The organism is Salipiger marinus, assembly GCF_900100085.1.
Classification (GTDB): Bacteria; Pseudomonadota; Alphaproteobacteria; order Rhodobacterales; family Rhodobacteraceae; genus Salipiger; species Salipiger marinus.
In genome coordinates this window covers 87362-110431 of record NZ_FNEJ01000009.1, presented here as the reverse complement: position 1 = coordinate 110431, position 23070 = coordinate 87362, and the positions used below count along the sequence as shown (strand labels likewise).

Genomic DNA, 23070 nt, shown 5'->3' with positions numbered 1-23070 from the left:
GGATCCCCATGCCACCAAAGAGCCAGAGGCTTGCCGCCCGAAGCATGGCCTTCGTGCTGGCCGGAGGGCGCGGATCGCGCCTGCACGAACTGACCAATACCCGCGTCAAGCCTGCGGTCTATTTTGGCGGCAAGGCGCGGATCATAGATTTTGCCCTGTCCAACGCGCTCAATTCCGGGATCCGCAAGATCGCGCTCGCCACGCAGTACAAGGCGCATAGCCTGATCCGTCACTGCCAGCGCGGCTGGAACTTCTTCAGCGCCGAACGGAATGAATTTCTGGACATCCTGCCCGCCTCGCAGCGCTACAACGAACAGACATGGTATCGCGGCACCGTGGATGCGGTGGCGCAGAACATCGACATCATCGACAGCTATGACATCGAATATATCGTGATCCTTGCCGGGGATCACATCTACAAGATGGATTACGAGCTGATGATCCAGCAGCATGTCGACAGCGGCGCCGAGGTGACGGTGGGCTGCCTGACCGTGGACCGGCCGGAGGCCAGCGCCTTTGGCGTGATGGCGGTGGACGAGAAGGACCGCATCACCTCTTTCCTTGAAAAGCCCAAGGATCCGCCGGGCCTGCCCGACGATCCCGACAAGACGCTGGTGAGCATGGGCATCTATGTGTTCGACTGGGCCTATCTGCGCGAAAGGCTGCATGCCGACCTGTCGGACGATGCCTCCAGCCATGATTTCGGCCATGACATGATCCCGGACATCGTCAGCAAGGGCAAGGCGCAGGCCCACCGGTTCGAGGAAAGCTGCGTGCGCCACACCCCCGAGGCGCCCGCCTACTGGCGCGATGTGGGCACGGTGGACGCGTTCTGGAAGGCGAATATCGACCTGACCAATTTTGATCCCGATCTGGATCTGTGGGACCGGGACTGGCCGATCTGGACCTATTCCGAACTCGTGCCGCCCGCCAAGTTCATCCACGACGAAAAGGACCGGCGCGGCACGGCGGTCAGCTCGCTGGTGGCGGGGGGCTGCATCATCTCGGGCACCGAGATCCGCGAGTCGCTGCTGTTCACGCAATGCCACACCAATTCCTATGCTTCGCTCGAACGGGTGGTGGCCCTGCCTTATGTCTATGTGTCGCGTCACGCGCGGCTTAAAAATGTCGTCATAAACCGTGGTGTATGTATCCCCGAAGGACTCGTGGTCGGCGAGGATCCGGAAGAAGACGCCAAGTGGTTCCGCGTCAGCCCCGGCGGGGTGACGCTGATCACGCAGGACATGCTGGACCGGAGGGAAGCCGCAAAATGACCAAGGTGCTGTCCGTCACGTCCGAATGTGTGCCGCTGGTCAAGACCGGGGGGCTTGCCGATGTGGCAGGCGCCCTGCCCGGCGCGCTTGCGGGGCACGGGGTGGACATGCGCACGCTGCTGCCCGGCTACCGCGCTGTGGTGGCCCAGCTTGCCACGCGCGAGGTGGTGGCGCAGTGGGATGACCTGTTTGGCGGCTTTGCCCGCGTGCTGAAGGGCGCGCTGGGGGATCAGGTGCTGTATGTGCTGGAGGCGCCGCATCTTTATGACCGCGATGGCGGCCCCTATGTGGACCGGCTGGGGCGCGACTGGCCGGACAATCCCGAACGTTTCGCCGCCCTGTGCAGCGCCGCCGCGCTCATCGCCAATGAGGGGATCGAGGACTGGTTCCCGCAGGTGCTGCATCTGCATGACTGGCAGGCGGGGCTGACCCCGGTCTATCTGCGCGAACTGGGCGCTGCGGACCGGGTGGCCACGCTGATGACCGTGCACAACATCGCCTTTCAGGGCATGGCGCCTGCGTCGCTGCTGCCCCGGCTGGGGCTGCCGCGCTCCGGCTTTCATGACAAGGGCTATGAATTCTGGGGCAGCATCAGCGCGCTGAAGGCGGGGCTGGTCTATGCCGACCGGCTGTCCACCGTGTCGCCCACCTATGCCGCCGAACTGATGACGCCGGAATTCGGCGCGGGCATGGACGGGGTGCTGCGCGAACGCCAGCAGGATCTGCTGGGCATCCTCAACGGCATCGACGAGGATCTGTGGATCCCGCCCTATGACGCGCCCGAAGGCAAGGCCGCGCATCGCGCGGCGCTGCGCCACGAACTGAACCTGCCCGACGGCTGGCCCGGCCCGCTCTGCGTGGTGGTGTCGCGGCTGACCGAACAGAAGGGGCTCGACATCCTGCTGCAGGCCCTGCCCGCCCTGCTCGACCGGGGCGGACAGCTGGCGCTGCTGGGATCGGGCGATCCGGCGATGGAGGCGGCGTTCCGCGCCTATGCCGACCGTCATCCCGGCGTTGCGGTGCGCATCGGCTATGACGAGGCGCTGGCGCGGCGCCTGATCGCGGGCGGCGATGCCATTCTGGTGCCCTCGCGCTTTGAACCCTGTGGCCTGACGCAGCTTTACGGGCTGCGCTACGGCACGCTGCCGCTGGTGGCGCTGACCGGGGGGCTGGCCGATACGGTCATCAATGCCTCGCCTGCGGGGCTTGCGGCGGGCTGCGCCACCGGGGTGCAGTTCCAGCCGGTGACCGCGCAGGCGCTGGCCCATGCTCTGATGCGGCTGGTGAGCCTTTATCAGCAGAAACCGGTCTGGACCCGGATGATGGCCAATGCCATGGCCTCGCCGGTGGGCTGGTCGCAGTCTGCCACCGCCTATGCCGCGCTTTACGCCCAGATGGTCAAGCCTGCATGACCGATCCCGTCTGTCTTGCGGGTGATCCCTTTCCGCTGGGGGCCAGCTTCATGGGCGATGGCGTCAATTTCGCCATCTTCTCCGCCCATGCAGACCGGGTGACGCTGTGCCTGTTCGACCCGCAGGGGCGCGAAACCCACCGTCTGCCGCTGCCCGAACGCTCCGGCGACATCTGGCATGGCCGGGTGCCGGGGCTGGTGCCGGGCCAGCATTACGGCTTCCGCGTCGATGGCCCCTTCGATCCCGCGCGCGGCCACAGGTTCAATGCGGCCAAGCTGCTGCTGGACCCTTATGCCAAGCGGCTGACCGGGCATCCGGTCTGGAACGATGCGCTCCATGGCGGGCTCGACACACCCGATCCGCGCGACAGCGCCCGCTACATGCCGAAATCGGTGGTGGAGGATCCGGCCTTTGACTGGGGCGGCACCCGTGCGCCCGCCACGCCCCTGTCGAAAAGCGTGATCTACGAGGCGCATGTCAAAGGTCTGACGCAGCGCTTTCCCGGCGCGGACCCGGCGGGCAGCTTCCTTGGGCTTGCCTCCGATCCGGTGCTGGATCACCTGATCCGGCTTGGCGTCACGGCGGTGGAACTGCTGCCAGTGCAGGCCTTTTTCAACGACCGGTTTCTGGTCAAAAAGGGGCTGGTCAATTACTGGGGCTATCAGAGCATCGGGTTCTTTGCCCCCGAACCGCGCTATCTGCATCAGGGCGCGCTCTGGGAATTCCAGCACATGGTCGCCCGGCTGCATGCGGCGGGGATCGAGGTGATCCTTGACGTGGTCTACAACCACAGCGGCGAAAGCGACGAGCACGGGCCGACGCTCAGCTTCCGCGGGCTCGACAATCTCAGCTATTACCGCCTGCACGAGGACCGCCGCCTTTACGTCAATGACACCGGCACCGGCAACACGCTGAACCTCGATCACCCCATGGTGCTGCGCATGGTGCTGGATTCCCTGCGCTACTGGGCCACCACCATGGGCGTGGACGGGTTCCGCTTTGATCTTTGCACCACGCTGGGGCGCACGCCGCAGGGCTTCGACCGGCATTCGGCCTTTTTCAAGGCGGTCACGCAGGATCCGGTGCTGGCGACCAAGAAACTGATTGCAGAGCCATGGGATATCGGGCCGGGCGGCTATCAGCTGGGCGCCTATCCCTCGCCCTTCTGCGAATGGAACGACCAGTATCGCGACGGGGTGCGGCGGTTCTGGCGCGGCGATCTGGGCCATGTGCCGGTGCTGGCCGACCGCATCACCGGATCCGCCGGAATCTTTGACCATTCCGGGCGGCAGGCCACCGCCTCGCTCAATCTGGTCACCGCCCATGACGGCTTCACCCTCACCGATCTGGTCTCCTATACCGAGCGGCACAACGAGGCCAATGGCGAGGACAACCGCGACGGCCATCACGAGAATTACTCCGACAATTTCGGCACCGAAGGCCCCACCGAGGATGCCGCCGTCACCGCCGCGCGCGCGCAGCGCCGCCGCAACCTGATGGCCACCCTGCTGCTGAGCCAAGGCACGCCGATGATCCTTGCCGGGGACGAGATCGGCAATTCGCAGGGCGGCAACAACAACGCCTATGCGCAGGACAACGACACCGGCTGGATCGGCTGGGATCAGGCCGATGCCGGGTTTCTGGACTTCACGCGCAAGCTCATCGCCTTTCGCAAGGCGCATCCCATCCTGCGCCAGCGCCGCTTCCTGCATTCGCGCCCGCGCAAGGTGGATGGCGTTCCCGACCTGTTCTGGTGGCGCGCCGACGGGCAGGAAATGACCCGCGCCGACTGGACCAATGGCCATCTGCGGGTGCTCTGCGCCGAATTCCGCATGGCCTCGGGCACCCCCGCCTATGCGCAGCGCGAGGAGGCGATCTATCTGGCCTTCAACGCCGGGGAGCCGGTGGAACTGACCCTGCCGAAGCTTGGGCGCAAGCATGTCTGGATGCGCCATCTCGACACGGCCGCCCCCGATCTGCCCTGCGCGCCGGTGGGGCCGGTGCTGACACTTGCCGCGCAGTCGGTGCTGGTTCTGGTGGAGGAACACGGATGAACGATCTTGACCGCCGCGCCGAACGCGCAGGCATCCTTGCCGAATACCGCGATCTTTACGGCGAATGGCGCGTCACCTCTGCCGAAACCAAGGCGGCGCTGCTGGCCGCCATGGGGGTGACGGAGGAGGATGCGGAGCCTGCGCGCACCCTGCCGCGCTGGCTGGTCTGTTCCCCCGGCACGGCGCCCGCGCTGGATCTGGAGGACTGGCAGCTGGATCTGGAGGAGGGCGGCCAGACCGAGGGCCGTGGCTCCCTGCCCGATCTGCCCATGGGGCGGCATCGGCTGCGCGCGGGCGGCGAACAGTGCTGGCTGCTCTGTGCCCCCGAAACCCTGCCGCTGCCGGATCGCGGCTGGGGGCTGATGGCGCCGCTTGCCTGTCTGCGCCCCGCAGCGCAGGGCGGCATCGGCAGCTATGACGATCTGGCGCAGCTCGCCGAAGGGGCGGCGGCGCAGGGGGCCGGGTTTCTGGGCATCAACCCCATCCATGCCGGGTTCCACGTGGCCGATCCCGACGGGTTCAGCCCCTATACCCCCTCGCACCGCCGCCGGTTCTCGCCGCTCTATCTGTCCACCGACACCAGCGCCAGCACCGGCGCGCAGGTGGATTTTGCCGCCGAAACCCCGCTGCGCCTTGCAGCGCTTGAGGCGGAGTTTCGCGCCACCCCGCCGGGGCCGGAATTTGACGACTGGCTGCGCCGCGAAGGCGCGGCGCTGGAGCGGTTCGCGCTGCACCAGGCGCTGTCGGAACGCCACGGCGCCTATTGGGGCGACTGGCCGCGCGCCCTGCAGGATCCCGACAGCCCGGCGGTGGCACAGGCCGCGCACGATCTGGCCGACCGGGTGCGGTTCCACGCATGGCTGCAGTTTGCCACCGAAACCGCGCTGGCGCAGGCGCAGGCGCGGGCCCGCGCGGCGGGCATGGTGCAGGGGCTCTATCTGGATCTGGCCGTGGGCACCCATCCGCAGGGCGCCGAGACATGGATGGAGCGTGGCACCTTCGCCTTTGGCGCGAGCCTTGGCGCGCCGCCCGATGCCTTTGCGCCGCAGGGGCAGAACTGGAACCTTGCGCCCTTCAACCCCATGAAGCTCGAGGAAACCGGGTTCGAGGCGCTGGCCCTGACCCTGCGCCAGCAGCTGCGCTTTGCGGGGGCGCTGCGCATCGACCACATCATCGGCTTCGAACGCGCCTACTGGGTGGCCGAGGGCCTGCCCGGCGCCTTTGTGCAGATGCCGCGCGACGCGATGTTCGCCGTGGCCCGGATCGAGGCGGCACGGGCCGATGCCGTGATCGTGGGCGAGGATCTGGGCGTGATCCCCGACGGGCTGCAGCAGGCGCTGAGCGGCAGCGGCATTCTTGGCTGCCGTCTGGCCTGTTTCGAACATCGCGGCGATCCACCCGATTTCAAGCGCCCCGAGAATTATGACGAGGCGGTGATCGCCAGCTTCACCACCCATGACCTGCCCACATGGACCGGCTGGCGGCGCGGGGCTGAAATCGACATCCGCGAACGCATCGGCCTGACCCCGCCCGACCATGCGGACGGCATGCGCCAGTGGCGCGCGCGCGAGGTGGCGGGGTTCGACTGGCTCAGCGGGCAGTTCCGCGGCGATCTGCCCCCCCACGCCCCCGAAGCGATGTTCCGCGTTCTGGCCGCCTGCCGGTCGCGGCTGGTGGCGCTGCAGGTGGAGGATGTGCTGGGCATCGACACCCAGCCCAACCTGCCCGGCACCGTTTCCGAATACCCCAACTGGCGCCTGCGCCTGCCCGCCGGGCCCGAGCAGATCTCGGCCGCCCCGACCCTTGCCAATGCCGGACGGATCATGGAAGGGTCCGGCCGAAGGAGAGCCTCATGACGCACAGCATCCGCACCGTTCCCACCGAAGCGATCGACGGGCAGAAGCCCGGCACCTCGGGCCTGCGCAAGAAAACTGCGGTTTTCCAGACGCATCATTACCTTGAGAATTTCATCCAGAGCATCTGGAACGGCATCGGCGGCGTGCAGGGCAAGGTGCTGGTGCTGGGCGGCGACGGTCGGCATTTCAACACGCAGGCGGCGCAGGTGGTGCTGCGCATGGCCGCGGCCTCGGGCGCCAAGAAGGTGATCGTGGGCGAACGCGCCCTGCTGTCGACCCCCGCCGCGTCGAACCTGATCCGCAAGCGCGGTGCGGATGGCGGCATCATCCTCTCCGCCTCGCACAATCCCGGCGGGCCGGAGGGAGATTTTGGCGTCAAGTTCAACAGCGCCAATGGCGGCCCCGCCTCCGAAAGCGTCACCGCGAAGATCTATGAGGCGACGCGCAGCCTCACCGAATTCCATATCCTCGAATCGCAGGATGTCGGCCTGACCGCCCCCGGCACCGTCATGCTGGGCGAGATGCAGATCGAGATTGTCGATCCCGTCGCCGACTATGCCGAGATGATGGCGGGGATCTTTGATTTCGACGCGATCCGGGCGATGTTCCGCGGCGGCTTCCGCATGCGGTTCGACGCCATGCACGCGGTCACCGGCCCCTATGCCAAGGCCATCCTCGAAGACACGCTCGGCGCCGGTCCGGGCACCGTCATCAACGGCACCCCCCTGCCCGATTTCGGAGACGGCCACCCCGATCCGAACCCGATCTGGGCCAAGACCCTGATGGACGAGATGATGGGCGATCAGGCCCCCGATTTCGGCGCGGCCTCGGATGGCGATGGCGACCGCAACATGATCGTCGGGCGGCACTGCTATGTCACGCCGTCGGACAGCCTTGCGGTGCTGGCCGCCAATGCCACGCTGGTTCCGGCCTATGCGGGCGGGCTGAAAGGCGTGGCGCGGTCCATGCCCACCTCGGGCGCGGTCGACCGCGTGGCAGAGGCGCTGGGGATCGACTGTTACGAGACGCCGACCGGCTGGAAGTTCTTCGGCAACCTGCTGGATGCGGGCCGCGCCACGCTTTGTGGCGAGGAAAGCGCCGGCACCGGATCCGACCATGTGCGCGAAAAGGACGGGCTCTGGGCCGTGCTGTTCTGGCTCAACGTGCTGGCGCGCCGCGATCTGCCGGTGGCCGATCTGATGACCGAACACTGGGCGCGTTACGGGCGCAACTTCTATTCGCGCCACGATTACGAAGGCGTGGACAGCGATGCCGCCAACGGTCTGATGGACCATGTGCGCGACCAGCTTGCCACCCTGCCGGGGCACAGCTTCGCCGGGATGGTGGTCAGCCGCGCCGATGAATTCGCCTATGACGATCCGGTGGATGGCTCGCGTTCCGAAGGTCAGGGCCTGCGCATCAGCTTCGACGGCGGCGCCCGCGTGGTGCTGCGCCTGTCGGGCACCGGCACCGAAGGCGCGACGCTGCGGGTCTATCTGGAAAAGGTCGAAACCGATCCCGCCACTTTCGGCACCGACGCGCAGCAGGCGCTGGCCCCGGTGATCGCCGCTGCCGAAGAGATCGCGGAAATCGCTACACGCACCGGACGCACCGCGCCCGACGTCATCACCTGACCTCGGGGGACAGCACTTGGACACGCTTCGCGCCATCTTCCTGATGGTGCTCGCCATGGCTTTGCTGGCCGCCAGCGACGCCTTTCTGAAACTCGCCAGCCAGCACGCGCCGGTGGGACAGGTCATGCTGATGCTCAGCCTCGGCGGCACGGCGGTGTTCGTGCTGATGGCGCGGGCGCGTCGGGTGCGCCTGCCGCTGTCGGATCTGCGCAACCGTCTGGTGCTGCTGCGCTGCGCCTTTGAAATGGTGGGCGCCGTGGGCATGCTGGTGGGCCTGTCCAAGGTGCCGCTGTCGGTCATGGCCGCCATCATGCAGACCGCACCGCTGGTGGTGGTGCTGGGCGCCGCGCTGTTCCTGAAAGAGCCGGTGGGCTGGCGGCGATGGGCGGCGGTGCTGACCGGCATGGTGGGCATGCTGATGGTCATCCGCCCCTTTGGCGCCACCTTCACCGGCTGGGAACTGTTCGCCGTCATGGGCGTGACCGGGCTTGCCGCGCGCGATCTGGTGACCCGGCTGCTGCCGCCGCACATGCACCCGATCTCGATCTCCACATGGGGCTTTGCGGCGGTGATCCCGGTGGGGCTGGCGCTGATGCTGCTGACCGGGGCGGCACCGGTGCTGAACCTGCAGGTGGCGGTCTTCATGCTGGGGGCCATCGTGGTCACCACGGCGGGCTATCTGGCGGTGACGGCCGCCATGCGGATGGCGCCGGTCTCGGCCGTGTCGCCGTTCCGCTATGCCCGGCTGATCTTTACCGCGGGGCTGGGCATGGCGATCTTCGGCGACCGCCCCGATGGCTGGACATGGGCGGGCGCGGCGCTGATCCTTGGCGCGGGGCTGTACAGCTTTCTGCGCGAACGCAGGCTGGCCCGCGCCGCCATGGCCGCGGCGGGTTAATCCGGCGCGCCGCCGCCCACCACCTCGATCTCGGGCGGCAGGCGGCGGTCGGGCCCGTCCACCGACACCGTCTCGCGCGTGCGGGGCAGCGCATGCGGCATCTCGCGCTGCACGAACCCGATGATCTTCTCGCGGATCTCGCAGCGCAGGTCATAGGTGCGCGCCGCGTTGCGGGCCGAGGCGAGGATGCGCACCTCCATCACCCGTTCGCGGAAATCCGTGACCTGCACCGCGAACACCTTGCCGTCCCACAGCGCCGAGCGTTCCACCACCTGCTGCGCCTCGGCGCGCAGCCGGTCGATATCGGTGGCATGGTCGAGATACAGCAGCACCACCCCGATCAGCGACGAGGTTTCCCGCGTCCAGTTCTGGAAGGGCTGTTCGATGAAATAGCCCAAGGGCACGATCAGCCGCCGCCAGTCCCAGATCTTGATGACCACATAGGTGCCGGTGATCTCTTCGACCTGCCCCCATTCGCCTTCGACGATCACCGCGTCATCGATGCGGATCGGCTGCGTTACCGCCAGCTGGATCCCGGCGATGAGGTTCTTGAGCACCGGCTGGAAGGCGAAGCCGACCACGATCCCCGCCGCCCCCGCCGAGGCCAGCAGCGACACCCCCCATTGCCGCACGCCGTCAAAGGTCATCAGGATGGCCGAAACGCAGATGATGGTGATGATCCAGCCCGCCAGCCGCACGAGGATGCGGCTTTGCGTGACATGTTTGCGCGCAAGGAAATTGTCTTCGGCATCCAGCGTGAACTTGCGCAGATGCACCGTGGTCCAGATCTGCAGCGCGGTATGCAGCACCCATGCCACAAGGATGATGAAGGCGATAAGCAGGCCGTGCCGCGCCAGATCAGCCTCCGCCGCGCCCAGCGGGGCCACCGCCACCCCCAGCGCCAGCGCCGCCACCACCAGCCCCATGCGCAGCGGACGCCGCGTGCGCGACACGAGGCTGCGCCAGAACAGGTCGCGGCTGCGCACCATCCGGGTCAGGAACCAGAACACCGCCCGGAACGCCATCACCCCCACAAGGAAGAACGCCGCCAGCACCGCCAGCGGCATCACCCATGCCGGCAGCACCGGCAGGACCGTCTCGACCTGTTCCGACAGCGCCTCGACCTGCGCGCCAAGCTGTTGCAGTTCCTGTTCCATGCCGTCCTGCCCTGCAGCGCCCGCCGGGCGTCGCGCGGCATCCCCTGATGTTGCACCTGCAGCAAGAGCTAGCGGGCGGCGGCGCTTTGGCAAAAACCCGGTGGCAGGTGTTAGCGCAACCCCTTGGCGCCAAGGCATGTTAGCGTTACCGCGCGCGTTTACTTTCGCGCCGCACCTGCTATGACGGGCGCGAACTCATCCTGTGCGAGGGACTGCGCCATGAGCACCATCATCGACATCTTTGCCCGTGAAATCCTCGACAGCCGGGGCAACCCGACCGTCGAGGTCGACGTCACGCTGGAAGACGGCACCATGGGCCGCGCCGCCGTGCCTTCGGGTGCGTCGACCGGCATCCATGAGGCGGTGGAAAAGCGCGACGGCGACATGGCCCGCTACAAGGGCAAGGGCGTGCTGGAGGCGGTGGCCGCCGTCAACGGCGAGATCGCCGAGGCGCTGGTGGGCTTCGAGGCCACCGAACAGCAGTCCGTCGACATGGCGATGATCGAACTGGACGGCACCGACAACAAGGGCCGTCTGGGCGCCAATGCCATCCTCGGCGTGTCGCTGGCCACCGCCAAGGCCGCAGCGGCCTATTGCGACCAGCCGCTTTACCGCTATGTCGGCGGCACTGCCGCCCGCGTGCTGCCGGTGCCGATGATGAACATCATCAATGGCGGCGAACATGCCGACAATCCGATCGACATTCAGGAATTCATGATCATGCCGGTGGCCGCGGAAAACATCCGCGAGGCCGTGCGCATGGGATCCGAAGTGTTCCACACGCTGAAAAAGGAACTTTCGGCGGCGGGCATGTCCACCGGGCTTGGCGACGAGGGCGGCTTTGCGCCCGAGCTGAAATCCACCAATGACGCGCTGGATTTCATCCTGAAAAGCATCGAGAAGGCGGGCTACACCCCGGGCGAGGACATCTATCTGGCGCTCGACTGCGCCTCGACCGAGTATTACCGCGACGGCAAATACGAGATGAAGGGCGAGGGCCTGTCGCTCTCCTCCGCCGAGAATGTCGCCTATCTCAAGAAGCTCTGCGACGCCTATCCGATCATCTCCATCGAGGATGGCTGCGCCGAGGATGACTGGGAGGGCTGGAAGATCCTCACCGACGAGCTGGGCGGGCGCGTGCAGCTGGTGGGCGACGATCTGTTCGTCACCAATCCCGAACGGCTGGCCATGGGCATCGAGCGCGGCGTCGCCAATTCCATGCTGGTCAAGGTCAACCAGATCGGCACCCTGTCGGAAACGCTGAAGGCCGTGGATATGGCCCACCGCGCCCGCTACACCAACGTGATGTCGCACCGCTCGGGCGAGACCGAGGATGCCACCATCGCCGATCTGGCCGTCGCCACCAATTGCGGACAGATCAAGACCGGCTCGCTGGCGCGTTCCGACCGGCTGGCGAAATACAACCAGCTGATCCGCATCGAAGAGATGCTCGACGAGGTCGCCGAATACGCCGGACGCTCGATCCTGCGCTGAACCGCGGCCCGCAGGCCCATGGGCGCTGCAGCTGACGGATAAAAAAGAGAGGGGGCGCTGCCCCCTCTTGGCCTTCGGCCAATTCACCCCCGGGATATTTCTGCCAAGAAGAAGAGGCAGAGCGTTGGTCCCGCCTTCTTCTGACCCCAAATATCCCCGCCGGAGGCAGGCCTGAGCGTGCCGCAGGCGGGCCGCCCGGCAGGCGCGCGGGGCTGCCGCCGCGCCTTGGATCCGGGACGGTCGGGTACTACAGCGGTCAGCCGGTTGCCTTTTCCTCCACCGCCTCGGCCAGAGCCTCGGAGCGGGCGGCGAGTTCGGCCAGCGCCTCGGTCACGCTTTGCGGAATCACCGGCACCTCGATCTGTTCCGGCGCGGGGGCGGGCCGGTCGCGCAGCGCGCGCAGTTCGTCGCCCTGCGCCCTGAGCCGGTCCTCCGCCTCGCGCAGCCGGTCCTCGAGCCCGGCGGTCTTGTCGGCCAGCATCAGCCCCGCCATCAGCAGCATACGCGATTCCGGCATGCGCCCGATCTGGTCGACCAGCACCTGCGCTTCGGTGTCGAGCATGCGGGCGGCGGCCAGCAGATACTGTTCCTCGCCCACCTGACAGGCCACGTCGAAATTGCGCCCGCCGATGGTCACATGCACTTCGGTCTGGCTCATGTCTGTGTCTCCTCTGCGGCGCCCTGCGGCGCCGGGCTTTCGGCCCCGGACAGGAGCGGCTCCAGCGCGCCCAGCACCGCCCGCGCCTCGACGCGTTCGGCATCGCGTTCGGCGCGCAGCGATTCAAGCTCCGCCAGCATCGCCTGATTGACCAGATGCGGCTCGCCCACGCCCGCTTCCAGCGCGGCGCGCATGTCCTCGTGCGAGCGGCGCAGCATGTCATTGGCCTGCCGCAGCCGCTGCAGCGCGCCGTCGAGTTCGGCCATGGTGTCGCGCTGCACCGCGATCTGTTCGCGCAGCCCGGCATCGGCGCCGTCGGCCAGCCGGGCATGCAGCAGCTTCACCCGCGCCTCAAGCTGGGCATTGGCCATGCGCTCTTCGTCCAGCGCGGCGGTGAGCTGCTCCAGATCCTCGCCTGCGGGCGGCGGCGGTGCATCCTCTGGCAGGGGGGCCGCGGCGGGCTCCGGCAGCGGCGCGGGGGGCGCCAGATGGTCCACCCCCAAGGCAATGCGGTCCAGCGCCCGCGCGATGCGCGATTGCAGCTCGTCGATCTGGGTCATCATGCTCCCTTCGTCCCTTGCCTCCGGTCTTTGGCGGACCGGACGGCCCGCGCGGGGTTTTGTCACGCCTGCGTCCCGGGGACGAATCAGGCGCAGCCCCTTGCGGGAAAGTGTAACAAGCGGCGCGGAAAAATGCGCCCCTTATGTTCCAATGCCTTAGAGGGCGCAGCTGGCTTTGCGCGGGGACTTGCCGGGGCCCCGCGCTTGAACTTCGTGGCCACGCTGCTATTCAGCCCGAAGACGGCTTCCGGAAAAAGGATTAGGCCCCGTGGACATCGACGTGCTTCGCAGCAAGACCCCCGAACACTGGACCCGCGCCTGCGCGATCCGCGCTCTGACGCTGGACGCGGTGGCGGCGGCCAATTCCGGCCATTCCGGCATGCCGATCGGCATGGCCGATGTGGCTACCGTGCTGTGGTCCAAGCATCTGAAATTTGACGCCAAGGCGCCCGGCTGGCCCGACCGCGACCGCTTCATCCTGTCGGCGGGCCATGGCTCCATGCTGCTTTATTCGCTGCTCTATCTCAGCGGCGATGCGCAGATCACGCTGGAGGAGGTGAAGAACTTCCGCCAGTGGGGGGCACGCACTGCGGGCCATCCGGAAAACTTCCTTGCCGACGCGATCGAGACCACCACCGGCCCGCTGGGTCAGGGGCTTGCCACTTCGGTGGGCTTTGCCATGGCCGAGGAAATCCTGCGCGGGCGCTTCGGCTCCAAGGTCGTGGATCACCACACCTATGTCATCGCCGGCGACGGCTGCCTGATGGAGGGCGTGAGCCAGGAGGCGATCACGCTGGCGGGCCGCTACAAGCTGGGCAAGCTGATCGTGCTCTGGGACAACAACGGCATCACCATCGACGGCAAGGTGTCGCTGTCGGACATCACCGACCAGCCCGGGCGCTTCCGCTCGGCAGGCTGGGAGGTGATCGAGATCGATGGCCATGATCCCGAGGCCATCGATGCCGCCCTGACCCGTGCCAAGGCCAGTGCAGAGCCGACCATGATCGCCTGCAAGACCCATATCGCGCTGGGACATGCGGCGCAGGACACCTCCAAGGGTCATGGCGCGCTGACCAATGCCGAGCAGAACACCGAAGCCAAGCGCATCTGGGGCTGGACCGGTGCGCCGTTCGAAGTGCCGGGCGACGTGAAGTCCTGGTGGGAAGATGTGGGCGCACGCGGCGCTGCCGACCGCGAGGCCTGGGAAGGCCGTTTTGCCGGGCTGAGCGACAGCCGCCAGCGCGAGTTTTCGCGGATGATGGCGGGCGAGGCGCCGAAGAAGCTGGCCAGCGTGATCCGCGCGCTGAAAAAGCAGGTTTCGGAAAGCGCGCCCAAGGTGGCGACCCGCAAGGCCTCGGAGATGGTGCTGGAGGTGGTCAACCCCGTGCTGCCGGAAACCGTGGGCGGCTCGGCCGACCTGACCGGGTCGAACAACACGCTGACCAAGGACATGGGTGTCTTTGACGTGGAGAACCGCAAGGGCCGCTACGTCTACTGGGGCATCCGTGAACATGGCATGGCGGCGGCGATGAACGGCATGGCGCTCCATGGCGGCGTGCGGCCCTATGGCGGCACCTTCATGGCCTTTACCGATTACGCCCGCCCCGCGATGCGGCTTGCCGCGCTGATGCAATGCCCGACGGTGTTTGTCATGACCCATGACAGCATCGGTCTGGGCGAGGACGGCCCGACCCACCAGCCGGTGGAGCATCTGGCGATCAGCCGCGCCACGCCCAACACGCTGGTGTTCCGCCCCGCCGATACGGTGGAGACGGCGGAGGCGTGGGAGATCGCGCTGACCCAGACTGGCACGCCGTCGGTGCTGTCGCTGACCCGGCAGAACCTGCCGACGCTGCGTCTGGAGCACAAGACCGGCAACCTGACCGCCAAGGGCGGCTATGTGCTGGCCGATGCCGAGGGCAAGCGTCAGGTCATCCTGATCGCCACCGGCTCCGAAGTGGAGATCGCCATGGCGGCGCGCGAGATGCTGCAGGCCGAAGGCATCGGCTGCCGCGTGGTGTCCATGCCCTGTTTCGAGCTGTTCGCGCAGCAGGACGAGGCATGGCGCCGTCGCGTGCTGCCCGCAGGCCCGGTGCGGGTCGGCATCGAGGCCGCAACCGGCTTCGGCTGGGACCGCTGGCTTCTGGGCGAGCGGGGCCGCGAGGCCAAGGCGGCCTTTGTCGGCATGGACGGCTTCGGCGCCTCGGCCCCGGCGGAGGTGCTTTACGAAAAGTTCGGCATCACCGCCGCCAATGTGGCGGCCAAGGCCAAGGCGCTGCTCTGACCGGGATGGCGCAGGGGGGCGCTGCCCCCCGCCCCTTCGGGGCTCCCCCCGGAGTTTTCCCGGCAAGATGAATGACAGAGTAGCGGCCCCTTAGTGAGCCGCTTCTTTTTTGCCGAAAAGCGGCATCAGCAGCTTGGTTGCGACCGGCACCAGCAGCAGGCCCCAGATCAGGCCAAGGATGCCGTCGATGAAGGCGGTGACGGTCCAGAGGGCGGCGGGCTGCAGGTCGGGCGACAGCAGATGCGCGGCGCCTTCGGCGAGGTGATGGATGGTTTCTTCCGGGGCGTGCCAGCCCATTTCCGCCAGCGAATGCACGAGGATCGAGCCGCCCACCCAGAGCATGGCCACGGTGCCCACGGTGGAGAGCAGCTTCATCACCCAAGGCATGCCCTTGACGATGCCGCGCCCCAGCGCGCGGGTGGCGCCAAGGCGGCCCACCCGGCTGAGCCAGAGGCCGATATCGTCCATCTTCACGATCAGCGCCACCGCGCCATAAACCGCCGCCGTGATGGCAAGGCCCACCAGCGCCAGCGCCAGCGCGCGGATCCACAGTTCCGGCGCGTCGATGGCCGAAAGCGAGATGGTCATGATTTCCGCCGAGAGGATGAAATCCGTCTTGATGGCGCCCTTGACCTTCTGTTCCTCCAGATGGGCCGGATCCTCCACCGCATGGCTGCCATCGGGGCCGCCCTGTTCGGGATGCGGCAGCAGCACGTGCAGGATCTTCTCCGCCCCTTCGAAGCACAGATAGGATCCGCCGAGGATCAGCAGCGGCGGGATCGCCCATGGCGCAAAGCTGGACAGCAGCAGCGCCACCGGCAGCAGGATCACCAGCTTGTTGAACACCGAACCGCGCGCGATGCGCCAGATGATCGGCAGTTCGCGCGCGGCCTCAAACCCGTGCACGTATTTGGGCGTCACCGCCGCGTCGTCGATCACCACGCCTGCGGCCTTTGACCCCGCCTTGGCGGCATGGGCCGAGATGTCATCCACAGAGGCCGCCGCCACCTTGGCAAGCGCCGCCACATCATCAAGTAGCGCCAGAAGTCCGCTCATGTCCGTTTCCGTTCCGCTGCTGCATCCGCTTGCGCACCCTAGCCCGCGGCGCGGCGCCTGCAAGGGAGGCCGGAGGCGCGTCACGCTTTGCCCCTGCTTTGCCCAAGCGGTGCGCATGTTAGCGCCCACGGCGAGGTTTATCGCTAACATATTGCAGATAAAGGATTTTTCAGGTTGCCGGAGGGGGTTCCGCCTGTATACGGAACCCGACCCCGCCTCAGCCCAGGAGACGCTGCGATGACTGTGACTGTCGGTATCAACGGATTTGGCCGCATCGGACGCTGCACGCTGGCCCATATCGCCGAAAGCGCGCGCAATGACGTGCAGGTGGTGCGGATCAATGCCACCGGCCCGATCGAGACCGCGGCGCATCTGCTGCGCTATGACAGCGTGCATGGCCGCTTCGCCGGCGAGGTGAAGGTGGTGAACGGTGCCGCCCTGGATCTGGGGCGCGGCCCCATCGACGTGATGTCGAGCTATGATCTGGGCGCGCTGGACTGGAGCGGCTGCGATGTGGTGCTGGAATGCACCGGCAGCTTCAACGATGGCGAGAAGGCGGTGCAGCATATCCGTCAGGGCGCCAAATCGGTGCTGATCTCGGCCCCGGCCAAGAACGTGCAGCGCACCGTGGTTTACGGCGTGAACCACCGCGAGCTGCTGGCGGGGGATGTGATGGTGTCCAACGGATCCTGCACCACCAACTGTCTGGCGCCGCTGGCCAAGGTGCTGGACGAGGCCATCGGCATCGAAAGCGGCATCATGACCACCATCCACAGCTATACCGGCGACCAGCCGACGCTGGACCGGCGCCATGCCGACCTTTACCGCGCGCGCAGCGCCGCCATGGCGATGATCCCCACCTCCACCGGCGCGGCCAAGGCGCTTGGCGAGGTGCTGCCGAACCTGAAGGGCAAGCTTGACGGATCGGCGATCCGGGTGCCGACGCCCAATGTCTCGGCGGTGGATCTGACCTTTCAGGCCAGCAAGGATGTCACCGTCGCGGATGTGAACGAGGTCGTGCGCGAAGCCGCCGCCGGGCGCATGGGCATGGTGCTGGCCTATGATCCCGAACCCAAGGTGTCGATCGATTTCAACCACACCACCGCCAGTTCGATCTTTGCCCCCGAACAGACCAAGGTGGTCGGCGGCCGCACGGTGCGGGTGCTGGCATGGTATGACAACGAATGGGGCTTTTCGGCGCGGATGGCCGATGTCGCCGCCGCCATGGGCCGGCTGCAGCAGGGCTGAGAGGCTGTCCGGGGGGCGCTGCCCCCCGCCCCTGCGGGGCTCCCCCCGGGATATTTGGACCAAGAAGAAGAAGCGGCAGGAGCGCGGCGCCTGCCGCTTCTTCTTGGCTCAAATATCCCCGCCGGAGGCGGCCGGACGGCGCCGCCGGGGCCAGGTGGCAGACGGGGGCGCGCGGCGGTCGCGCTCAGATCCGGCGCAGCGCCAGCACGGCGTTGAGCCCGCCAAAGGCGAAGGCGTTGGAGAGCACCACCGAGACATCCGCCTGCCGCGCCTCGTTCGGAACCACGTCGAGCGCGCATTCGGGATCGGGCTCTTCGTAATTTATGGTGGGGGCGATCACGCCCTCGCGCAGCGCCATCAGGCAGGCCAGCAGTTCCACGGCCCCGGTGCCGCCGATGCAGTGCCCGTGCATGGATTTGGTCGAGGAGATCAGCAGCCGGTCCGCCTGCGAGCCCATCACATCGGCCACGGCGGCGCATTCGGTCTTGTCATTGGCGGCGGTGCCAGTGCCATGGGCGTTGATATAGCCCACCTCGCTGCGGTCGATGCCCGCGTCGCGCAGCGCGCCAGCGATGGCACGGGCCGCGCCCTGTTTCGAGGGCATCACGATGTCGGCGGCATCCGAGGTCATGGCAAAGCCTGCCACCTCGGCGAGGATCTCGGCGCCACGGGCGCGGGCATGTTCGTATTCCTCGAAGACATAGACCCCGGCGCCCTCGCCCTGCACCATGCCGTTGCGGTTGGCGGAGAACGGGCGGCAGGCATCGCGCGACATCACGCGCAGCCCTTCCCATGCCTTCACCCCGCCGAAGCACAGCATGGATTCGGTGCCGCCGGTGACCATGACCGGGCAGCCGCCCGAGCGCACCATCTGATAGGCGAGCCCCATGGCGTGGTTGGAGGAGGCGCAGGCGGTGGCCACGGTGAAGCTGGGGCCGCGCAGGTTGAATTCCATCGACACATGGCTTGCGGCAGCGTTGTTCATCAGCTTCGGCACCACGAAGGGATGCACGCGGTTCTTGCCCTCTTCATAGACCGAGCGGTAATTCTCGTCCTGCGTCGTGAGCCCGCCGCCGGAGGTGCCCAGCACCACGCCGGAGCCATCCGCAAGCCCGTTGGAGAATTCGAGCCCCGACTGTTCGATGGCCTGCCGCGCCGCGATCAGCGCGAACTGGGTGAAGCGGTCGTAAAGCGCCAGCTGCTGCCGGTTGAAGGCGGTGACGGGGTCATAACCCTTCACCTGCCCGCCGATGCGGATCGACAGCCGTTCGACATCGCGGAATTCCAGCGGCCCGATGCCGCAGCGGCCTTCGCGCATCGCCTCCAGCGTGGCGGGCACGTCGCGTCCCAGTGCGTTGATCGTGCCCGCGCCGGTGATGACGACGCGTTTCACGACTGTTTCTCGTTCACCAGCCGTTCGATGCCCGCCACGATGGCGGCAACCGAGGAAATGTCGAAATCGCTCTGGTCGGGTTCATTGGCATTGAACGGGATCGTGATGTCGAAGGCTTCCTCGATGGAGAAGATGCTTTCCACAAGCCCGAGGCTGTCGATCCCCAGATCCTCCAGCGTGCTGTCCATCGTCACATCCGCAGGCTCCAGAACGGCCTGTTCCGCGATGATCGCGATCACCCTGTCCTTCACACTCATGGCGCGGCGCTCCTTGCTCGTCGCTTGTCTGCGTCGATCTATCCATTCCCCGCCAGCTTGGAAACCGCTTTCTTGAGATCGGCGACTTCGCGGAACAGGCGCGGCAGGCGGCGCAGGCCCTTGTAGCTGTCCACATGCGCGGCCATCTGCATGGCGGGATAGCCCAGCATCACCCGGCCCGCAGGCACATTGGCCAGCACCTTGGTGGCGCCGCCGGTGATCACGTTATCCCCGATGAAGAGGTTGTCCGACACCCCGGTCTGCCCGCCCAGCACCACGTTGTTGCCGATGCGGGTGGAGCCCGCGATGCCCACCTGCGCGCAGATCAGACAGTTGTTGCCCACCACCACATTATGGCCGATCTGCGCCAGATTGTCGATCTTGACGCCATGACCCAGCACCGTGTCGCGCACCGTGCCGCGGTCGATGCAGGCATTGGCCCCCAGTTCCACATCGTCGCCAAGGCTCACGGCGCCCAGCGAATGGATGCGCGCCCAGGCCTGCGGCGCGGTCTCGGCGCCCTCCTCGCCCAGACTGGCGCGGGCACGTTCCACGCCCGACACTTCGGGGGTCACGAAGCTGAAACCGTCGGCCCCCACCACCGCGCCGGGCTGGGCGATGAAGCGTGCGCCGATGCGCACCCGCGCCCCGATGCGCACCCCGGTATGGATCAGCGCGCCGGGGCCGATCTGCGCGTCCCAGCCGATCCAGACCTGCGGGGCCAGCACCGATCCGGCGCCGATCCGCACCCCCGCCCCGATCACGCAGAACGGCCCCACCGACACGCCTTCGCCCAGATCGGCGGAGGGATCGATCACGGCGCTGGGATGGATGCCCGGCGCATGGCCCTGCCCAAGATCAAGCCGCGCCGAGAGCCCCGCCATGGCATGGCGCGGGCGCTTCGACAGCAGCGCGGCGGCAAGGCCCATGCCCTGCCAGTCGGCGCCGTCCCACAGCAGGGCGGCCCGCGCCTGCCCCGCGCCGATCTGCGCGGCAAATTCCGGCTTCAGCGCCAGCGCCAGATCCGTGGCCCGCGCGCTGGCGGGTTCGGCCACGGCGGTGATGCGCAGCGTGGTATCGCCTTCGGCCCGCAGCCCGAGGGCTGCGGCAAGGTCTGCGATGGTATGGGACATGGCGGCCTCCGGGATGGGTTCCCGCAGGATTTAACTCTGCCCGCCGCCCAGCACCACCCCCGCTGCGGCCAGCGCCTGCCACAGTGCGGCATCCCGCCCGTACACATCGGCGCGGTAATTCACCTGACCCTTGGGTTCGGTGAAGGCGGTGCGGTAGATCAGATGCACCGGCACCGGCTGGTCAAGGTTGACGCGGGTTTCCGCACCGGTGCGCAGACGCTGCTGGAAAAAGCCCACCGGGTCATCGGTCTGCGGCGCCAGCAGCGCATAGGCAAAGTCATGCGGATCGCTCAGCCGCACGCAGCCATGGGAAAAGGCGCGCTCTGACCGCTCGAACAGCGATTTCGACGGGGTGTCGTGCAGGTAGATGTTGTACTGGTTCGGGAACATGAACTTCACCGTGCCAAGCGCGTTGTTGGGCCCCGGCGGCTGGCGCATGGAGAAGGGAAAGCTCGCGGCGCTGTATTGCGCAAAGCCCGCGCCGCGATTGACCTGCCTGCCCCGGCTGTCGGTGATTTCCAGATGGCTGACAGCGCCGGGATTGCGGCGCAGCTGCGGCAGGTATTCGTTCACCACGATGGACCGGGGCACATACCACGAGGGGTTGATGACCATGAACGCCATGCTGTCGGAAAATTCCGGCGTGCGGCGGTCAGGCGTGGCCGCCCCCACCACCGAGCGCGTCTCGAACGTGACCTTGCCGTTGTCGATGATCTGCGCCTGAAAATCGGTGAGGTTCACAAGGATATGCCGCGCGCCCAGCCCCTCGGGCAGGTTCATCCAGCGCTCGCGCTCCAGCGCCACGATCAGGGATTTCAGCCGCTCTTCGGGGGCTACGTTGATCTGTTCCAGCGTCGCACCGCCTGCCACGCCATCCGCCTGCAGGCCGTGATCGGCCTGAAAGGCTGTGATGGCATTGCTCATCTCGGCATCCAGCGTGGCCGACAGCGTCGGGCGCAGATAGCCCATGGCCACCAGGCGGTCGCGCAGGATCACCACGCCCTGCCCGGTGTCGCCATAGGAATACTTGCCCGCCGGCACCGGAGCGCCCCAGCCGCCGCGCGCGATCTTGCGCTCCAGCATCAGCTTGGCGCGCAGCAGGCGGGAATATTCCGCGCTCTGCGGCACCAGCCCGCGCAGCACCGTTTCGGAATCGCCGCTGCTCAGCGCCTGCAGCAGCGCCTGCGGATCGCGGCGCGGCGCCTCGCGCTTGATGTCCGACACCACGCGCGACGGGGTCAGCACGCCGCTTTGCAGATCGCGCGCATAGCTCAGGAAGGCGCGGCTCAGCTCCACCTCCAGCGCGCCGCGCGCCTGTTCGCCGCTGACCTGCCGCATCCGCGCCATCAGACCCGGCAGATCGTAGCGTGCCCCCGGCAGCCCATGCGCCCCGGCCATTTCCAGCGCGGCGATCAGCGCGGCGCGGCGCTGTGCGGAACGGTCGTCGGATCCGGTCCAGATCGGCGCAAAATCCCGGTCGCGATAGAAGGCCGCCATGCCCTCATCCGCGCCAAGGGATTCGGCCACGGCGAGCCTGTAGGCGGTGGCGGAGAGCGAAACCGCCCCCGCCTGCTGCGGCGCTGCGGCCATCAGAAGCCCCGCTGCCACCAAAGACGCCATCACGCCACGGCGCATCGCCCGCCCCGGTCGGCCAAATGCTGCTTGCCTTCTTGTCGCCACGCGCGCCACTCCTTCAATCATGTCCATCACTCGAACCCGGGTGAATTTTCGGCGTCTCTTCCGGGGCTTGTCCACTCACTTTTGGAGCAGCCCGGTATCTTTTCGCAGCCTGCGACCGGGCTGCATCGACCGCCAACGGGCGGGTTCCGTCACGCGGGCTCAAAAAGTCCTTTGCGCGAGAAATCGCCTAAATCTGTCAACGCCTCAGATTCGCCGGAGTTCCCGCTTTCCGCAAGATCCCCGATATGCGATAAAAATATCGCATCTGGGGAGATGGCAGGCCCGTCCAACGAGGCGGGGACAGGACAAGCTACGAACGGGACAGGCGTTACTCATGACAGCACATAACGCAAGCGGCATCACGCGGCGTGGCCTTCTTGGTGCGTTCGCAGCCACCCTTGTGACCGCGGCACCAACCTATGCAAACGCGGCGGGGTTTCTGCGCGGCGCGGGCGACATCCGGCGACTTCGGATGTTTTCTGCGCGCACCGGCGAGGCCATCGACATGATCTACTGGATCGAAGGGCAATATATTCCCGACGCTCTTACCGAAGTGTCGTATTTCATGCGCGACTGGCGCAGCGACGAGGTTCTGAACATTGATGCCCGCACCGTGGACATCATGACCGCCGCACATAACCTGATGGACTGCAGCGAGCCTTACATGCTGATCTCGGGCTATCGCAGCCCCAAGACCAACGCGATGCTGCGGTCGCGCTCCTCGGGCGTGGCGCAGAATTCGCGCCACCTCGTCGGCGAGGCGGCGGATCTGCGGCTCAATTCCCGCTCCGTCAACCAGATGGCGCGTGCGGCACAGGCCTGCAAGGGCGGCGGCGTCGGTCGGTATTCCGGCTCGAACTTCGTGCATATGGACTGCGGCCCGGTGCGGAGCTGGGGCAGCTAAGCCCAGCTGCACAAGGTCAGGCGATCAAGGCGCCCCTCCGCTTGGGCTGGGGCACCTTGGCTTAGACTGCGACACGGTCACGGCAGACGCTGCCAACAGCAGCCTCCGCATACAATCA

The 23070-nt window shown here is 67.1% G+C and carries 18 protein-coding genes; 10 read left to right on the top strand and 8 right to left on the bottom strand.

Going from position 1 to position 23070, the window contains the following annotated elements; genetic code table 11:
• Positions 1 to 8 precede the first annotated feature (8 nt).
• The 6 genes from glgC to BLR51_RS11980 are packed head-to-tail and all read left to right on the top strand — an operon-like array spanning position 9 to position 9128.
• Positions 9 to 1274 carry a glucose-1-phosphate adenylyltransferase gene (glgC, locus tag BLR51_RS12005; RefSeq protein WP_089847221.1) on the top strand — a complete coding sequence of 422 codons (1266 nt, stop codon included), beginning with the start codon at positions 9 to 11 and terminating at the stop codon, positions 1272 to 1274.
• Positions 1271 to 2686: a glycogen synthase GlgA gene (glgA, locus tag BLR51_RS12000; protein ID WP_089847219.1), complete on the top strand. Its 1416-nt coding sequence runs from the start codon at positions 1271 to 1273 to the stop codon at positions 2684 to 2686. Before glgC ends, glgA begins: the two co-directional genes overlap by 4 nt.
• A complete protein-coding gene (gene glgX / locus BLR51_RS11995; RefSeq protein ID WP_089847217.1) occupies positions 2683 to 4740 on the top strand; it encodes a glycogen debranching protein GlgX in 2058 nt (685 codons plus the stop codon). Before glgA ends, glgX begins: the two co-directional genes overlap by 4 nt.
• Positions 4737 to 6596 carry a 4-alpha-glucanotransferase gene (locus BLR51_RS11990; protein WP_089847215.1) on the top strand — a complete coding sequence of 620 codons (1860 nt, stop codon included), beginning with the start codon at positions 4737 to 4739 and terminating at the stop codon, positions 6594 to 6596. Before glgX ends, BLR51_RS11990 begins: the two co-directional genes overlap by 4 nt.
• Positions 6593 to 8230, top strand: coding sequence for an alpha-D-glucose phosphate-specific phosphoglucomutase (locus BLR51_RS11985; protein WP_089847212.1), 1638 nt, complete (start codon positions 6593 to 6595; stop codon positions 8228 to 8230). Before BLR51_RS11990 ends, BLR51_RS11985 begins: the two co-directional genes overlap by 4 nt.
• Before the next feature lie 16 nt (positions 8231 to 8246).
• Positions 8247 to 9128 carry a DMT family transporter gene (locus BLR51_RS11980; RefSeq protein WP_089847210.1) on the top strand — a complete coding sequence of 294 codons (882 nt, stop codon included), beginning with the start codon at positions 8247 to 8249 and terminating at the stop codon, positions 9126 to 9128.
• Here the strand turns inward: BLR51_RS11980 and BLR51_RS28460 are convergent.
• Positions 9125 to 10285, bottom strand: a complete 1161-nt coding sequence (locus BLR51_RS28460; RefSeq protein ID WP_089847208.1) for a mechanosensitive ion channel family protein — start codon at positions 10283 to 10285, stop codon at positions 9125 to 9127. The genes BLR51_RS11980 and BLR51_RS28460 overlap by 4 nt on opposite strands.
• 219 nt (positions 10286 to 10504) lie before the next feature.
• Here BLR51_RS28460 and eno point away from each other — a divergent pair, with 219 nt between their 5' ends.
• Positions 10505 to 11779, top strand: coding sequence for a phosphopyruvate hydratase (gene eno / locus BLR51_RS11970; RefSeq protein WP_089847206.1), 1275 nt, complete (start codon positions 10505 to 10507; stop codon positions 11777 to 11779).
• Between the two features lie 256 nt (positions 11780 to 12035).
• On the opposite strand, the gene BLR51_RS11965 is transcribed toward eno, so the two are convergent.
• Both BLR51_RS11965 and BLR51_RS11960 read right to left on the bottom strand, forming a co-directional pair.
• Positions 12036 to 12437 (bottom strand): cell division protein ZapA, encoded by a 402-nt coding sequence (locus BLR51_RS11965; protein ID WP_089847204.1) that lies wholly within the window; start codon positions 12435 to 12437, stop codon positions 12036 to 12038.
• Positions 12434 to 12997 (bottom strand): hypothetical protein, encoded by a 564-nt coding sequence (locus BLR51_RS11960; RefSeq protein WP_089847422.1) that lies wholly within the window; start codon positions 12995 to 12997, stop codon positions 12434 to 12436. The genes BLR51_RS11965 and BLR51_RS11960 overlap by 4 nt, the downstream gene beginning before the upstream one ends.
• 268 nt (positions 12998 to 13265) lie before the next feature.
• Here BLR51_RS11960 and tkt point away from each other — a divergent pair, with 268 nt between their 5' ends.
• Positions 13266 to 15281, top strand: a complete 2016-nt coding sequence (gene tkt / locus BLR51_RS11955; RefSeq protein WP_089847202.1) for a transketolase — start codon at positions 13266 to 13268, stop codon at positions 15279 to 15281.
• Positions 15282 to 15371: 90 nt separating this feature from the next.
• Here tkt and BLR51_RS11950 read toward each other — a convergent pair whose 3' ends face one another.
• Positions 15372 to 16337, bottom strand: a complete 966-nt coding sequence (locus BLR51_RS11950) for a DUF808 domain-containing protein (RefSeq protein WP_089847200.1) — start codon at positions 16335 to 16337, stop codon at positions 15372 to 15374.
• 237 nt (positions 16338 to 16574) lie between these two features.
• Between BLR51_RS11950 and gap the strand changes: the two genes are divergently transcribed.
• On the top strand, positions 16575 to 17585 hold the full coding sequence (gap, locus tag BLR51_RS11945; RefSeq protein WP_089847198.1) for a type I glyceraldehyde-3-phosphate dehydrogenase: 1011 nt from the start codon (positions 16575 to 16577) through the stop codon (positions 17583 to 17585).
• A gap of 184 nt (positions 17586 to 17769) precedes the next feature.
• Here gap and BLR51_RS11940 read toward each other — a convergent pair whose 3' ends face one another.
• The 4 genes from BLR51_RS11940 to BLR51_RS11925 are packed head-to-tail and all read right to left on the bottom strand — an operon-like array spanning position 17770 to position 22003.
• Positions 17770 to 18978, bottom strand: a complete 1209-nt coding sequence (locus BLR51_RS11940) for a beta-ketoacyl-[acyl-carrier-protein] synthase family protein (RefSeq protein WP_089847196.1) — start codon at positions 18976 to 18978, stop codon at positions 17770 to 17772.
• The gene (locus tag BLR51_RS11935) at positions 18975 to 19235 is read right to left on the bottom strand and encodes an acyl carrier protein (RefSeq protein ID WP_089847194.1); all 261 of its coding nucleotides are present in this window, start codon (positions 19233 to 19235) and stop codon (positions 18975 to 18977) included. The genes BLR51_RS11940 and BLR51_RS11935 overlap by 4 nt, the downstream gene beginning before the upstream one ends.
• A 38-nt stretch (positions 19236 to 19273) precedes the next feature.
• Positions 19274 to 20368, bottom strand: coding sequence for a UDP-3-O-(3-hydroxymyristoyl)glucosamine N-acyltransferase (locus BLR51_RS11930; protein ID WP_089847192.1), 1095 nt, complete (start codon positions 20366 to 20368; stop codon positions 19274 to 19276).
• 30 nt (positions 20369 to 20398) lie between these two features.
• Positions 20399 to 22003 carry a L,D-transpeptidase family protein gene (locus BLR51_RS11925; protein ID WP_242656716.1) on the bottom strand — a complete coding sequence of 535 codons (1605 nt, stop codon included), beginning with the start codon at positions 22001 to 22003 and terminating at the stop codon, positions 20399 to 20401.
• A 379-nt stretch (positions 22004 to 22382) separates the two neighbouring features.
• Here BLR51_RS11925 and mepK point away from each other — a divergent pair, with 379 nt between their 5' ends.
• Positions 22383 to 22952, top strand: a complete 570-nt coding sequence (gene mepK, locus BLR51_RS11920; protein ID WP_089847189.1) for a peptidoglycan L,D-endopeptidase MepK — start codon at positions 22383 to 22385, stop codon at positions 22950 to 22952.
• Positions 22953 to 23070: the final 118 nt, after the last annotated feature.